15 protein-coding genes are annotated in these 14,032 nt (G+C 37.9%); 8 read left to right on the top strand and 7 right to left on the bottom strand.

Annotated elements, in window-relative coordinates:
• Positions 1–118 precede the first annotated feature (118 nt).
• Entirely contained in the window at positions 119–2,737 is a 2,619-nt protein-coding gene (locus tag D6734_11475) for a PAS domain S-box protein (GenBank protein ID RMF92827.1), read from the bottom strand.
• Between the two features lie 181 nt (positions 2,738–2,918).
• Between D6734_11475 and hisB the strand changes: the two genes are divergently transcribed.
• Genes hisB through D6734_11445 form a run of 6 tightly spaced genes read left to right on the top strand, consistent with a single transcriptional unit; the run spans position 2,919 to position 6,614 of the window.
• On the top strand, positions 2,919–3,518 hold the full coding sequence (gene hisB / locus D6734_11470; protein ID RMF92826.1) for an imidazoleglycerol-phosphate dehydratase HisB: 600 nt from the start codon (positions 2,919–2,921) through the stop codon (positions 3,516–3,518).
• Positions 3,515–4,153, top strand: coding sequence for an imidazole glycerol phosphate synthase subunit HisH (gene hisH / locus D6734_11465; protein ID RMF92825.1), 639 nt, complete (start codon positions 3,515–3,517; stop codon positions 4,151–4,153). The genes hisB and hisH overlap by 4 nt, the downstream gene beginning before the upstream one ends.
• Entirely contained in the window at positions 4,147–4,869 is a 723-nt protein-coding gene (gene hisA / locus D6734_11460; GenBank protein RMF92829.1) for a 1-(5-phosphoribosyl)-5-[(5-phosphoribosylamino)methylideneamino]imidazole-4-carboxamide isomerase, read from the top strand. The genes hisH and hisA overlap by 7 nt, the downstream gene beginning before the upstream one ends.
• Positions 4,859–5,623, top strand: coding sequence for an imidazole glycerol phosphate synthase subunit HisF (gene hisF, locus D6734_11455; protein RMF92824.1), 765 nt, complete (start codon positions 4,859–4,861; stop codon positions 5,621–5,623). Before hisA ends, hisF begins: the two co-directional genes overlap by 11 nt.
• 1 nt (position 5,624) lies before the next feature.
• The gene (gene hisI / locus D6734_11450) at positions 5,625–6,008 is read left to right on the top strand and encodes a phosphoribosyl-AMP cyclohydrolase (GenBank protein ID RMF92823.1); all 384 of its coding nucleotides are present in this window, start codon (positions 5,625–5,627) and stop codon (positions 6,006–6,008) included.
• Positions 6,009–6,014: 6 nt separating this feature from the next.
• Complete coding sequence (locus D6734_11445) at positions 6,015–6,614, top strand: dephospho-CoA kinase (GenBank protein ID RMF92822.1); 600 nt, start codon at positions 6,015–6,017, stop codon at positions 6,612–6,614.
• Position 6,615: 1 nt separating this feature from the next.
• On the opposite strand, the gene D6734_11440 is transcribed toward D6734_11445, so the two are convergent.
• Entirely contained in the window at positions 6,616–7,770 is a 1,155-nt protein-coding gene (locus D6734_11440; GenBank protein RMF92821.1) for a Fic family protein, read from the bottom strand.
• Positions 7,771–7,958: 188 nt separating this feature from the next.
• Here D6734_11440 and D6734_11435 point away from each other — a divergent pair, with 188 nt between their 5' ends.
• Both D6734_11435 and nadA read left to right on the top strand, forming a co-directional pair.
• Positions 7,959–8,405, top strand: a complete 447-nt coding sequence (locus D6734_11435) for a phosphatidylglycerophosphatase A (GenBank protein ID RMF92820.1) — start codon at positions 7,959–7,961, stop codon at positions 8,403–8,405.
• A gap of 29 nt (positions 8,406–8,434) precedes the next feature.
• Complete coding sequence (gene nadA, locus D6734_11430; GenBank protein ID RMF92828.1) at positions 8,435–9,364, top strand: quinolinate synthase NadA; 930 nt, start codon at positions 8,435–8,437, stop codon at positions 9,362–9,364.
• Here nadA and D6734_11425 read toward each other — a convergent pair whose 3' ends face one another.
• The 5 genes from D6734_11425 to D6734_11405 form a co-directional block, all read right to left on the bottom strand.
• Positions 9,365–10,447, bottom strand: a complete 1,083-nt coding sequence (locus tag D6734_11425; GenBank protein ID RMF92819.1) for a DUF362 domain-containing protein — start codon at positions 10,445–10,447, stop codon at positions 9,365–9,367.
• A gap of 11 nt (positions 10,448–10,458) precedes the next feature.
• Positions 10,459–12,372, bottom strand: a complete 1,914-nt coding sequence (gene dxs / locus D6734_11420; GenBank protein ID RMF92818.1) for a 1-deoxy-D-xylulose-5-phosphate synthase — start codon at positions 12,370–12,372, stop codon at positions 10,459–10,461.
• A 28-nt stretch (positions 12,373–12,400) separates the two neighbouring features.
• Positions 12,401–13,291 (bottom strand): polyprenyl synthetase family protein, encoded by an 891-nt coding sequence (locus tag D6734_11415; protein ID RMF92817.1) that lies wholly within the window; start codon positions 13,289–13,291, stop codon positions 12,401–12,403.
• A gap of 78 nt (positions 13,292–13,369) precedes the next feature.
• Positions 13,370–13,639, bottom strand: a complete 270-nt coding sequence (locus tag D6734_11410) for an exodeoxyribonuclease VII small subunit (protein RMF92816.1) — start codon at positions 13,637–13,639, stop codon at positions 13,370–13,372.
• Between the two features lie 64 nt (positions 13,640–13,703).
• The gene (locus D6734_11405) at positions 13,704–14,030 is read right to left on the bottom strand and encodes a hypothetical protein (protein RMF92815.1); all 327 of its coding nucleotides are present in this window, start codon (positions 14,028–14,030) and stop codon (positions 13,704–13,706) included.
• Positions 14,031–14,032: the final 2 nt, after the last annotated feature.

Genomic DNA, 14,032 nt, shown 5'->3' with positions numbered 1-14,032 from the left:
GTGCAGAAAGCTATATAGCAAAAATTGAAACCCTCTATTCAACGCTTTTATGAATGAAATATTTTGTTTAGCTAAATTCTCTTCTTAAACATAAAAAATCTTTTCTTGAATTGGCTGGCTATTTCTGTGCTACAGGAAATTTTAGGGTAAATGTGGTGCCTTCATTGACTTTGCTTTTTACATCGATTGTACCATTGTGATTTTGTATTATTTCATAGACAATAGAAAGTCCCAAACCTGTGCCGCTTCCCACATCTTTTGTGGTAAAGAAGGGGTCAAAGATTTTATTCATCACTTCAGGAGTCATTCCACAGCCCGTATCTGAAACTTTCACTACTACATTACTGTTGTCATTGAAACTTTCGATTGACAATTCACCTCCATCAGGTTTCATAGCATGAAAGGCATTTACAAAGAAATTGAGAAAAATTTGATCAAGCTCTTTTTTGACTCCTTTTATGGGCTTTAATCCTTCACTCAGTTTTTTATTTACAGTTATATTGTTCAAAATGAGCTGATTGTGAATGATTTCGAGACTTTCTTCGATGCAGGTATTTAAATTTATTTCTTCTTCTTCTCGTTTAGCCGATGGCCGTGCAAAGACGAGAAGGTCTTGGATAATCTTTTTACATCTATCTCCTCCCTTATAGGCAGTTTCAAGAAGGCGCTGTCTCTTTTTTTCAAGCTTGAGATATTTTTCATAGAACTCTGCCATCTTTTTAGTGCATTCCGCACCGGCATTTGCCTGCTCGCATTCTTTGAGAATTTCTCCCGGATCAGGCACAACTATATCTTTTATCATCCCAAGATTTGTTATAACACCGCTTAAAGGGTTGTTGATTTCGTGGGCGATTCCTCCTGCAAGGCGGCCAATAGAGGCGAGTTTTTCAGAATGAATGAGTCGCTGTTGAAGTTCTTTTTGTCTTTCTTCAGCTTTCTTTTTTTCTGTGAGATCCCTCATTCCAGCCACTGCGCCAACAAGGTTCCCTTTGTCATCATAAACAAAAGCTGTGCTTTGCTCGATAGGGATAAAGGTACCGTCCTTACGCCTGTAAGTGACTTCAGTAGGGGCGCTTTTGCCCTCTTTCCTCAGTGTTTCCAATATGTTCAGCTGGTCCTGAATGTGCTGAGATTCTTTCGTGGAAAGTTCGGTTGTATACATCCCAATGAGTTCTTCCTTTTCATATCCAAGCATTTTACATACAGCATCGTTAGCCATTCTTATGTATCCTTTTTCGTCTGTAACTATGATACCGTCAACAGATGCTTCAAAGACTTTTTCCAAGTAATCTTTCGTTTCCTTTATTTCAGCTTCGAGGCGCTTCTGTTCAGTTATATCTTCACGCATTATGATTGCACCAACGATATTGTTTTTTGCATCCCTCAGAGGACTTATTCTTACAGAACACAAAAGCTTTCCTTTGCTGCCTTTAAAGACAATCATTGGGTTCAGATACTGATTGCCTTCTTTTAAAACATAATTGTAGTTTGAAATGGCAGATTCCCTTAAATTTTCAGGCATTGTTTCTGCTACATCTTTTCCCAGCATATCATATGACCAGTTGAGCCCTGTCTTTTCTCCCATTCTTATAATTTCATTGTTTACTGTCTGAACTTTTCTTTCCTTATCAATGACTACTATTCCAACAGGCAGATTCCTTATGATATTTTCATTGAATTCTTTCAAGTAGAGGATTTCTTCCTGATCTCGGAGCTTTTCGCGAAGGGCGTTCGCCCTTTTGCGGTTTACCCTGATTGTGTATCCTCCTGAAATTATTAAGGCAAGAATTACTGATACTGAAAGAATAATCATATAGAGATAGCTCAATCGTGCGCGTCTCGCCACAGAAGCGAGAGGGGTGCTTGTAACCACTTTGAAGGATAAGCCGGGATTATCGGAGGTTGATGATGATACAAGCATTGAGCGTCTTTTAATAAAATAGGACCCCTTGAACTGATTGTTGGTTAGAATTTTATTTTCCGTTTTAAAATTTTTATGGCATTTGAAACAGCTTTCATCTGTTTTGAATATGCTGTTGCTTACCATCTTTTCGTGTCTTGGAAGATAAAGGATTATTCCTTCAGAAGAAATAACCCAAGCTGACATATCATTGTCAGCCATTATTGGCTTTACAAATTTATCAAAGAGACTTTTCAGGTTTATTACAGCACCTGCAATTCTCGTCAATTTTTCGGGATTTTTTGGATTGTCGAAAAAGGGCTTCAGAAAAATTATTTTTTCACTACTTATATTCCCATTTTTATCCTTCAAGCCTCTAAAGAGAAAGTAATTCAATTTTTTGTTTGTTTTTAATGTGTTGAGGATTTTAGCTGGAATTTCGATTGCAAATTTGCTGTTATTTTCAGAATTCCAAATTAAAATCCCGTTCCCATCAGCGGCAAAATAGGTATCAATTTCCTCCCTCTCCACCTCTCCGAGATAGGATGCTGTGTCCAATACTAAATCTGCATCTTTCTTTATAGCCATCTGTCCCATCTTGACAATTGTATGGATAAGACTGAATTCTCTGCTCAAATCTTCAAAATAAGTTTTTATCTGCTTTGCCGATTGAAAGGTTATGAGAAGCTGTCGGTTTGTATATTCCTTTTTTAGCTCATCCATATTTAGTGTGTAAATTTGGCTAACTATATAGAGGAAGAATGTAATTAGAAGGACGATTAAAGCAATATGTACTAAGACTCTTTTGAGCAAAAAAGTTTTCAAATTTTTTGTCATAATAACTTTGCCTATTCCCTCGTTTATTTAACTTTTGACCTGTTATAGAATTCTATTTAATGAATACTCTTATGGCAAGGATATTTCAAGAAATAGAAATCGATAGACATTTTTTTGAATACTTAATTGCCAATTTATGATATTTTAAAAATTGATTAAAAAAAATTCTGAGGTTGATAATATGTCTGCTGAAAGAAAATCGAATATCAAGAGAGAGAGCGCTGAAACCAAGATTAAAGTCAATCTCAACCTTGACGGTAAGAGGGCTGTCAAGATTGATACAGGAATACCTTTTATGAATCATATGTTAGAGCTTTTTGCAAAGCATGGAGGTTTTTCCTTGAGAATTCAGGGAAGAGGCGATACAGAAGTCGATTGCCATCACACTGTTGAGGATTTAGGAATTGTAATTGGACAAGCATTCAGAAAAGCGTTAGGCAAGAGGAAGGGCATTGAACGGTATGGTGAGGCATTCATACCTATGGATGAATCGCTTGCCCGTGTTGTCATTGACATTAGCGGAAGACCTTATCTTTACTATGATGTGAAGATGCCAAAAAAGAGGTTTGAGGGATTCGACTATTCCTTGATCGAGGAATTTTTGCGCGCTTTTTCTGTGCATTCAGCAACTACCATACATATTTCTCTTTTATACGGCAAAAACCAACACCATATTTGTGAAGCAATATTTAAAGCACTTGCTGTTGCGCTAAAAAGGGCTTGTGCCATTTCGGGAAAAAATGCCTCTATCCCGTCAACTAAGGGTGTGCTTGATTTATGATTGCAGTTGTTGATTACGGTATGGGCAATCTCCGGTCAGTCCAAAAAGCACTTGAATATGTTGGACTCGACGCCTGCCTTACAAGTGATTCTTCTGTAATTAAAACTGCTGATGCCTTGGTTTTGCCCGGCGTAGGCGCTTTCAGAGATTGTATGGATAATCTCAAACGGTTAGAGCTTGAAGAATCCATAAGGTTTTTCATAAAAACAGGGAAGCCTTTTCTTGGAATATGTTTGGGTCTTCAAGTGTTATTTTCAACAAGTGAAGAATTTGGCTTAACAGAAGGTTTTGATATTATCAAAGGAAAGGTTATTGCCTTTGATAGGAAAATGAAGGATAAGGATACAGGAGAAACTCTTAAAGTGCCCCATATGGGGTGGAATCGCATAAAAATTAAAGGCAAATCTCCTATTCTAAAGGGTATTAAAGACGGAGAATTTTTTTATTTCGTCCACTCTTACTATGTCAAGCCCTCTGATGAATCAGTTGTGTTGACAACGACCGATTATGGTGTTGAGTTTGTATCGAGTGTTTGGAAGGATAACATTGTTGCAACGCAGTTTCATCCTGAGAAAAGTCAAAGAGCAGGATTAAAGGTACTCGAAAACTTTGGAAAATGGATAAAAAAATGCTGATAATTCCTGCAATAGATTTGAGGAATGGCAAGTGTGTCCGCCTTATACAAGGGGATTTTTCGAAGGAGAAGGTTTATTCCAATGACCCTTTCGAAGTGGCTGAATCTTTCAAGGAAGCAGGTGCGAAGCTTATTCATATTGTTGATTTAGACGGTGCGCGCACAGGTAAACCATGCAGTTTGAAGACTATTGAAACTTTGATCAAGAAGGGCAAAGCCGCCCTTGAAGTGGGTGGAGGAATTAGAGATTATGAAACAGCAAAGCTCTATCTTGATTTAGGAGTGAAAAGGATCATACTTGGCACTGCCGCATATAAAGATAAAGACCTTTTGGCAAAGCTTTGTCAGGATTTTCCCGGAAGAGTAGTTGTCGGCATTGATGCCTTGAAAGGTAAGGTTGCAGTAGAGGGATGGGAAAAGGACAGTGCAACGGATGTTGAGGATTTCATAAAAGAAATGGAAAGATTTAATCCCTGTGCATTCATTTGCACAGATATATCAAAAGATGGCATGCTAAAAGGTCCAAATCTTTCATTTATGGAGAAGATTCTTGCTCTTACATCTATTCCTATTGTGGCTTCAGGAGGAGTCTCAACTCTTGAAGATATAAAGAAACTCAATTCGTTGAAAAATGGGAAACTTGAAGGTGTTATTATAGGAAAGGCTATCTACGAAGGGAAGATAAATTTAAGGGAGGCAATAGAGATTGTTAGCTAAAAGGATAATTCCCTGCCTTGATGTGCGCGAAGGGAGAGTAGTAAAAGGAATAAAGTTTGTAAATATTAGAGATGCAGGTGACCCTGTTGAGCAGGCAAAGATTTATGACCAGCAGGGGGCAGATGAATTGACATTTCTTGATATTACTGCCTCTCACGAAAAGCGTCCTATAATGATTGATGTTGTAAGAAAAACAGCAAGTGAAGTCTTTATGCCTCTTACAGTGGGAGGTGGTATTAGAAATGTGGAAGATATAAGAGATTTATTAAAGGCAGGAGCTGATAAAGTATCAATCAACACAGCGGCAGTGAATAAACCTGAGATAATAAAAGAGTCAGCTTTAAGATTTGGTTCTCAATGCATTGTTGTTGCCATAGATGCTAAGAGGAAAGAAGGAAAAGATGATGAATGGGAGGTTTATATTCATGGGGGACGCACACCAACCGGTATTGATGCTGTTGAGTGGGCGCAGAGGGCTGAAGATTTAGGTGCAGGTGAGATACTGTTGACGAGTATGGACAGAGATGGCACAAAGGAAGGGTTTGATATCGAACTTACACGGTCAATCGTTGATAAAACGGGGATTCCTGTTATTGCTTCTGGAGGAGTGGGCACTTTGGAACATATCTATGAAGGGCTTACGGTTGGAGGGGCAAGCGCCGCACTTGCCGCTTCAATATTTCACTATGGAGAATATACAATAAAAGAGGTTAAAGAATATTTAAAATCGAAAGGTGTAAACGCGAGGATATAAAATGGATTTGAAAGAATTGAAATATGATAGTCAGGGGCTCATTCCAACTATTATTCAGGATATTGAAAACAATGAGGTCCTTATGGTCGCCTATATGAATGAAACATCTTTAAAGAAGACTCTTGAAACGGGAAAGACTCATTTTTGGAGCAGGTCAAGGCAGCAGTATTGGATGAAAGGTGAATCATCGGGTCATACGCAAGAGGTAAAAGAAGTATATTTTGACTGCGATAAAGATGCTCTATTGATCAAAGTCAAACAGAATGTTGCCGCTTGCCATACAGGTTATAGGACCTGTTTTTACAGAAAGATTAATTTATCAAATGGTGCTGTAGAAGAAGTTGGCAAAAAGATGTTTGATCCTGAAAAAACTTATGGAGGTTGATAAACTATGCCCTTTTATGGGCTCACAGGTGGTATCTGCACCGGCAAAAGCACAGCGTCTAAAATATTAAGTGAGTTGGGAGCACACATTATCGATGCCGATGAGATTGCAAGAGAATTGCTTTCAAAGGATAGCCCTCTGTTGAAGATTGTCGCAAAAACATTTGGTGAAGGGATATTGAATCCTGACGGCAGTCTCAATAGGGAAGAGTTGGGGAGAATGGTCTTTTCGGATAAAATACTCTTGAACAAGCTCAACCTTCTTACACATCCCTTAATAATTAAAAAAATAAGAGAAAAGAAAGCTGAATTGGAGCGGACTCATCCCAATGATATTATTATTCTTGATGCCCCGCTTCTTTATGAAACGGAGTTGGATAAAACAGTAGAAAAGGTTATTGTCATTTCTTCAACAAGAGAAGAGCAAATGCGACGGTTGATTCAGCTGAGAGGAATGAAGAAGGAAGATGCTGAAAATAGAATCAATTCCCAGATGCCTATTGATGACAAAGTCAAACGGGCAGATTACGTAATTGACAATAGCGGCACAATCGATGATTTAAGGCGACAAGTGGAAGATTTATTTAAAGAAATAACTTCTCTGTGATTTATAACTTATTTTCACCGATTATTCTGACTATTTCTGAAGCAACATAGACCCGATTTCTCTTTTTGCCTGTAATTTCTTTTAAAATACCTTCAGCTAAAAGTTTGTCGATATTTTTTTGTGCGGCGCGCGGTGTAATGTTGCAGGATTCAGCTACTCGACTGACTGTTATTGCAGGATTTGCAAAAAGGTCATCGATGAGTTTTAACAAAAGAGCAGAAGAACGGACTGCCTGCAACTTGTTTCTATACCGCTGTCTAATAGAAAGAAGGAGGTTTATCCTTTCAACTACATCTCTTGATTGCTCTGAAATGCCTCGGAGAAAAAATCTAATCCACTTTTCCCATTCTCCCTTTTGGCTGACTGCAAGAAGCAATCGGTAATATTCACTTCTGTTTTTTTCAAAATAAGCGCTTAAATAAAGAAGCGGTTTTGATAACAACCCGTATTTATGAAGAAGCATTACCGTAAGAATTCTGCCTATCCTTCCGTTGCCATCATTAAAGGGATGGATTGTTTCAAATTGATAATGGATAAGAGCAATATTTATAAGCGCAGGCAGATGTGAAGGTGTTATAAGATATTTTTCAAATTCCTTTAATGCATTCTTCATCTCTTCAGGAGGCGGAGGCACGAAAAAGGCTTCATTTAAGGTGCATCCCTTAGGACCTATCCAATTTTGAGATTTTCTAAATTCTCCCGGACTATTGAATCCTTTATTTGTATTTCTGAAAAGTTTTTTGTGAAGTTCTTTTAAAAATTCCAGAGTTAATTCTGTATTGTTTTTTTCTTCGAAGATTGACTCCAGTGCAAAGGCATAATTGGATACTTCTTTTACATCTGGAAGATCCTTTTCCGTGGTTTTCAGTGCCTCGAAATAGAAAAGGTCAGAAAGAGATGCCTGTGTCCCTTCAATTTGGCTTGAAAGGACAGCCTCCCTTCTGACGAAGGGATTGATGAGTAATTTTGGATTAGGTAGAAAATTTACGGTGCTTTCAAGGCGGCTTAAATTTCTTTCGGCATCTGAAATCTCCTTTACTAAACTCCAGCTAAGTTTAATATCAGGCGGCAGTGGATTGGGAACAAAAGCTTCATATCCTTGCAAAGCTTTTATAATCCTGCCGGGCTTATTTTCGTTAAATTCAGCAATATCCATTTTTTATTATACTTTTGTACAAAAGACTTTGGAGTTATTATACCTTATGGCTTGAAAGTATAATAAAACTTACAAGTGTGTCAAATCAATCATATAGTTTCAACTGTTGTTATCTGCTGAAATATTTGCATTTATCCATTTTTTTGCATATTTGACAGATACTCTTATAATTTTGTATATTCCCTTCAATGAAGAAACTAATTATTTTATTTGTTTCATTCTTTTATCTGGGATATGCCCCTATTGTGCCCGGGACATTTGGAAGTCTTGGGGGGCTGGCAATATATTATTTTATTGATGATTTATCACCATTCTTTTTCATTGCTATTGTGTCTGTACTTTTTGTTGCTGGCAGTATAGCAGCAACAAAGGCAGAAGAATATTATGGAAGAAAAGATAGTTCAGAGATTGTTATTGATGAAGTGGTTGGGATGTTGATAACACTTTTTCTGATCCCCTTTAGTTTAAAGAATTTGATTGTAGGGTTTGTTGTTTTTAGGATTATGGATATTATAAAGCCTTTTCCGGGCAGAGCAGTTGAAAGGATAAAAGGCGGTACTGGAGTAATGCTCGATGATGTTGTAGCAGGGATTTATGGAAATATATTGATGCAGGTTTTTATTAGATATATCTGAAAAGGAGAGGGAGTTTTTGGATGAAAGAAATGGACAATGTCTTTTCCGACGAAGAGCTGAAGGAAAGGATTTTAAAATTAAAGAAGGAAAGAAATGCCATCATCCTTGCTCACAACTATCAGAGAGATGAAGTGCAAGAGATTGCCGATATTTGCGGCGATTCACTTGGATTGAGTATTGAAGCATCAAAGAGTGACGCTGATGTTATCATCTTTTGCGGAGTCCATTTTATGGCTGAAAGCGCCAGTATCCTTTCTCCTCAAAAAACAGTCATTCTCCCGCGCTATGAAGCAGGCTGTCCAATGGCAGATATGGTTACGGCAGAAGAATTGCAGAAGATGCAGTCGAAATATCCAGAGGCGGTTACAGTTTGCTATGTAAATTCTTCGGCAGATGTAAAAGCCGTCAGTGATATTTGCTGTACATCTGCAAACGCTGTGAATGTGGTCAATTCTGTGAAGGAAGATGTTGTATTGATGGTGCCTGATAAGAATCTTGCAATGAATACTGCAAAACATACTTCAAAGAAAATTATTCCCTGGGAAGGATTTTGCCCTACCCATCACCTACTGAAAGAGGAAGATGTCATAAAGGCAAAAAAGGAACATCCCAATGCACTTTTAGTGGTCCATCCTGAATGTCCACCAGAGGTTGTCAGGCATGCAGACCATATATGCAGTACCTCAGGAATGTATAAATTTGTCAAGGAAAATCCTTCAAAGGAATTTATAATAGGAACAGAGCAGGGAATTCTCTTCCGTATGAAAAAAGAAAATCCTGATAAAAGGTTCTATCTTCCTGCTGATAATTTGATGATTTGTCCCAATATGAAGCTGACACGCCTTCTTGATATTTTAAATTCTCTTGAAACCTTGACGCCTGTTGTAAAAGTTGAGGAAGAGATAAGAAAAAAAGCCTTTATTGCCCTTAAAAGAATGATTGATATACCGCGCGATTGACTAATACTGCTGAAAAAGTTTGCCCCACTTTGATTCATTGAGCCATTTATTGACTCTACTTTTTCCAAAGGTTGGATACCAAAGATAATCATGGTAAAAGAATGAACCAAATACGAAGAGATATACGAGAGGAGTATGAAAAAAGAGCTTTTGAAATACTTTCAGCGGGCTGAACCAAAGCGCATCTCCTACTCGGCTTGCCATATTGTCGCCTACGAAGAAACCAAAGTTGAGCCCTGAAATATCTTCTCCCACAATTTCAATTTCTTCGATTCTTCCGGTTCCCAAGCCCTCTTCATGAGCGACTCTGATATATTCGAGACTCATTGGATCAAATCCCATCATTTTGCTTGCAACAGCATCGATTGCCACACAGTCTCCGCTTGCAAGAATCAAATCCTTTTCAACAGGATACATTGTACGAGGGCCGGGACCATTGCCACAGGTTGTCCCATCCATTACCGCAAAGATTCCTGAGTGGATTTCCTTCTGAATTTTCAATAAATCAACAAGAGTCTTGTGGATTTCACTATGAGTGTAATGCCTGCGTGTATTTAATAATCCACCGAAAGCATTCTTCATTGAACCTGTTGTTGTTGTATAGATATGTGTTTTTACTGTTGGAAGGTGGAGAATATTTTTATCGAAGAAAAAATCAGGAAGGTAAATTCCTTTAGGATAAATTTTATGAAGAACATGCATTTTTGATTTAGGTTCGTATCTTATCCATTTCATATCCTGCGGGAGAAAGTTGTACTTAACAGGAATATTGTATTTTTCAAATACAGGTGTAAATTTATTAAGTTTTTCACCTTTGAAGGCGTTGGTTACCACTGTTTCATTAGAGACAGCTATTAAATCATTATAGCCCTTCTCCTTTAATTTTTTTATTGACCCTTCGAGCTGCCAAGGCGTTGTATTTGCGCCAGGAAAAAGAAAATGCCATGATATGTTTTCTTTCAAGATTACAGGCTTATCTTTGTCGAGGAAGTTTTCGAAATCTGCCATTTCAAGAAGTTTGCCATAATCTTCGATTACTCTTTCAGGTGTTGTCTTTAAAACAGCGACTTTGGATTTAGCCATCTAATCCTCCCTTAAGCTTTTTTTCTCTTTACAAATTTATGATAGAAAGTGTTATGACTGAGCAATTCTTTTACAGCTTTTCTTATTCCTTCTTCTGTTAGGCCATATCTTTCTCGAAGCTCTTTTTGGCTGCCATGTTCGACGAATTCATCTTCGATGCCAATCAATTTAAGATTTACTTTTTCGATTCCTGCTTCAAACAACAACTCTTCAACAGCGCTTCCAAGCCCTGCTGATTTGACATTTTCCTCAACAATCACGATGTTGTGCATTTTTTCTGCAAGAGACAGAATAGTATCTTTATCAATGGGTTTTACAAAGCGCGCATTGAGGACAGTTGTTTTTATCCCTTCTTTTTTCAAGGCTTCACTTGCACAAAGAGCTCTATGCACCATATTGCCGCAAGCGATTATCAGTGCATTTCTTCCCTGTGTAAGAATTTCTGCTTTTCCGTAAGGAATGTGTTTGAATTCTTCATCCATTTCGACCCCTTCACACATCCCTCTCGGATATCTAATGGCAACTGGACCGTTTATTGTAAAGGCACTATATAGCATATGCTGTAATTCGTTTTCATCTTTTGGCGCCATAATCGTCATATTAGGAATTATCCTGAGATATGAGAGGTCAAAACTGCCCTGATGAGTCGCTCCGTCAGCACCAACGATTCCTGCTCTGTCGATAGCGAAGATGACAGGCATTTTTAGTATGCATACATCATGAATTATTTGGTCATAGGCACGCTGTAGAAAGGTTGAATAGATGGCAACAACAGGTTTCATTCCCTGTGAAGCCAAACCTGCAGCGAATGTTACTGCATGCTGTTCAGCAATTCCAACATCGTAGAATCGGTCTGGAAACTTTTCCCTGAAACGGCAAAGCCCTGTCCCTTCTGCCATAGCCGCTGTTATGGCAACAACTTTTTTATCCTTTTCTGCTATTTTGAGAAGTGTGTCAGCGAATATCTGAGTGTAGGATTTTCTCGGTTTTTTCCCGTTGAATATACCGCTTTCAATGTCAAAGGGAGATGCGCCATGAAAAGTGGAAGGATCGTCTTCCGCATGAGGATAACCTTTGCCTTTTTGGGTAATTACATGAACCAACACCGGCGCTGGAATATCTTTGACATTTTTGAGGGTCTCTATGAGGTGTTGTATGTTATGGCCGTCGATTGGTCCTACATATTTGAAACCTAATTCTTCAAAAAGAATTCCCGGCACAATAAGACTTTTCAGGGCTTCCTCGATCTGTTTAACTTTTTTTGCAACCTGTGAACCGATTCGAGGAATGGCTTTCAAGAAGAGCTCTACCTCTTTTCTAAATTTCATATATTTTGTGCCAGTCGTTATTTTTGAAAGATAAGCTGACAGAGCACCAACATTAGGCGAAATAGACATTTTGTTGTCATTCAGTATGACAGTGAAATTCTTTTTCAGTTGCCCAGCATGATTAAGGGCTTCAAATGAAAGGCCTCCGGTTAGTGAACCATCGCCTACGACTGCCACTACCTTTTGTCCTGTGCCTTTTTTTTCTATTGCCTGATGGATGCCCAAAGCGATGGAAATAGCTGTGCTTGCATGGCCTGCAATATATGGGTCGTATTCGCTTTCTTCGGGATGGGGAAAGCCGCTTAATCCCCCATAGGTTCTGATGGTTTTAAATTTTTCCTTTCTTCCTGTTAAAATCTTGTGAGGATAAGTTTGATGTCCAACATCCCATATGATTTTATCCGAAGGTGTATTGAAAACCGTGTGAAGCGCTATCGTCAATTCAACTGCCCCAAGACTTGACGCAAGATGTCCTCCCCGCTGAGAAATTACATCTATAATAAATTCTCTTATTTCATCAGCAAGCTGATTAAGCTCTTTGGCAGATAGTTTTCTTATATCTGCAGGCGTGTTTATTTTGTCTAAAATATTAGCCATTAATTTTAAAACCTTGCTATTCTAAACTCTAATTGTTGCGCGATAGAACCATTTGCGCAATATCTTTTAAATATGAGAATTTCAAATTCATAGATTCAATAATAGAATCAGATTCCTCGATTAACTTTTTTGCAATCTTTTTTGATTTTTCAAGGCCATACAAAGCAGGATATGTTGCTTTCCCTTTTTCTGCATCGCTTCCAACGCTTTTGCCCGTCAAATCCTTTGAACCTTCCACATTAAGAATGTCATCTTTAATTTGAAAGGCTAAACCTATCTTTTCGCCGAAATTTGTCAATTTTTCAAGCTCTTTTTTTGAACAATCGGCAACGATTGCCCCTGTCCTTATTGATGCGGTAATAAGAGCTGCTGTCTTGTTGAGGTGAATGAATCGAAGCCTTTGTTTGCTGATATTCTTCTTTTCAGATTCAATATCTGCAACCTGTCCTCCAATCATACCGAATATTCCAGCTTTATCTGCTATATCCTTTGAAATTTTTACTGCCTTTTCAGCACCTACTCTCTTTATTGTTTCAGGCGCTGTCATTATTTGAAATGCATATGTCAAGAGGGCATCTCCTGTCAGAATCGCTGTTGATTCACCAAATTTTTTGTGATTTGTAGGCATACCTCTGCGAAAATCATCATTGTCTAATGCCGGCAGGTCATCGTGGATTAGAGAGTATGTATGAATCATTTCTATTGCACAGGCAAAGGGAAGAGCTTTTCTAAAACTTCCTCCTAACGATTCACAGGTTGCAAGACAGAGAATAGGCCTTAATCTTTTTCCCCCGGCAAATGTGCTGTATCTCATAGACTTTTTGATAGACTGCGGATAAGTAGTCGGATTGGGAAGAAGTCTGTCCAACTCTTCGTTGATGAGTTTCTTTCGTGCTTTTATGTATTTTTCAATTTCCATTGTATATATATCGTACAACAAAATTTGACTCTTTTGAAGGATATGCATTTGGGAGTGTAAATGAATGAAGGCAGTTTTTTAAAAGGGGGCTTCATCTTCATCATCTTCTTCAATTTCTTCTATTTCCTCTTCGTCAAAGGGCTTGGTTGATAGTTTCCCTTCCATATCTTTTGTTAAAATTTCTATCTTCTTTTCTGCTTCTTCCAATTTTGCATTGCATTCTTTGTTCAGCTTTATCCCTTCTTCAAAAAGCTTTACAGATTCTTCAAGTGTAATATTCCCCTCTTCAAGCTTTTTCACTATTTCTTCAAGTTTTTTGAAGGATTCTTCGAAACTTCCTTTTTTCATTTTTAAACTCCAGTTTCTATATCATAGCACAAATGGGAAATTTTTTTTAGAAATTTACAGATAATTATTTTTCCCTTTCTTTCTTTGTTACTTCATCGATGGTGCAGTCAATTTCACCTCCTTTAGCCAAAAGATTGATTCTGTTGCCTTTCTCAACATCTTCAACACCTTTGACAACTGACAATTCCGGCAGTTTTCTTGCAATCATATAACCTCTATCTAATTGGGCATAAGGAGAAAGGAGAAGCAGTTTGGCTTTTACTTCTTTTAGTTTTGAAATATCTTTAAAAATCTTCATTTCCATATTTCTCTTTAATCTTCCTAATTCCTCTATAAGAATTCTTCTTTTTTCAGCAAGCTGTTGTTCAGGTCTAAATTTGATTAGTTTTATGT

Source organism: Candidatus Schekmanbacteria bacterium, assembly GCA_003695725.1.
Lineage (GTDB): Bacteria > Schekmanbacteria > GWA2-38-11 > GWA2-38-11 > J061 > J061.
The sequence above is the reverse complement of the archived record's forward strand: the minus strand, read 5'-3'. Positions and strand labels throughout refer to the sequence as shown.

Coding starts and splice junctions, on each gene's coding strand:
- D6734_11475 (RMF92827.1), bottom strand. CDS start 2,737: ATGACAAAAAATTTGAAAACTTTTTTGCTCAAAAGAGTCTTAGTACAT.
- hisB (RMF92826.1), top strand. CDS start 2,919: ATGTCTGCTGAAAGAAAATCGAATATCAAGAGAGAGAGCGCTGAAACC.
- hisH (RMF92825.1), top strand. CDS start 3,515: ATGATTGCAGTTGTTGATTACGGTATGGGCAATCTCCGGTCAGTCCAA.
- hisA (RMF92829.1), top strand. CDS start 4,147: ATGCTGATAATTCCTGCAATAGATTTGAGGAATGGCAAGTGTGTCCGC.
- hisI (RMF92823.1), top strand. CDS start 5,625: ATGGATTTGAAAGAATTGAAATATGATAGTCAGGGGCTCATTCCAACT.
- D6734_11445 (RMF92822.1), top strand. CDS start 6,015: ATGCCCTTTTATGGGCTCACAGGTGGTATCTGCACCGGCAAAAGCACA.
- D6734_11440 (RMF92821.1), bottom strand. CDS start 7,770: ATGGATATTGCTGAATTTAACGAAAATAAGCCCGGCAGGATTATAAAA.
- D6734_11435 (RMF92820.1), top strand. CDS start 7,959: ATGAAGAAACTAATTATTTTATTTGTTTCATTCTTTTATCTGGGATAT.
- nadA (RMF92828.1), top strand. CDS start 8,435: ATGGACAATGTCTTTTCCGACGAAGAGCTGAAGGAAAGGATTTTAAAA.
- D6734_11425 (RMF92819.1), bottom strand. CDS start 10,447: ATGGCTAAATCCAAAGTCGCTGTTTTAAAGACAACACCTGAAAGAGTA.
- dxs (RMF92818.1), bottom strand. CDS start 12,372: ATGGCTAATATTTTAGACAAAATAAACACGCCTGCAGATATAAGAAAA.
- D6734_11415 (RMF92817.1), bottom strand. CDS start 13,291: ATGGAAATTGAAAAATACATAAAAGCACGAAAGAAACTCATCAACGAA.
- D6734_11410 (RMF92816.1), bottom strand. CDS start 13,639: ATGAAAAAAGGAAGTTTCGAAGAATCCTTCAAAAAACTTGAAGAAATA.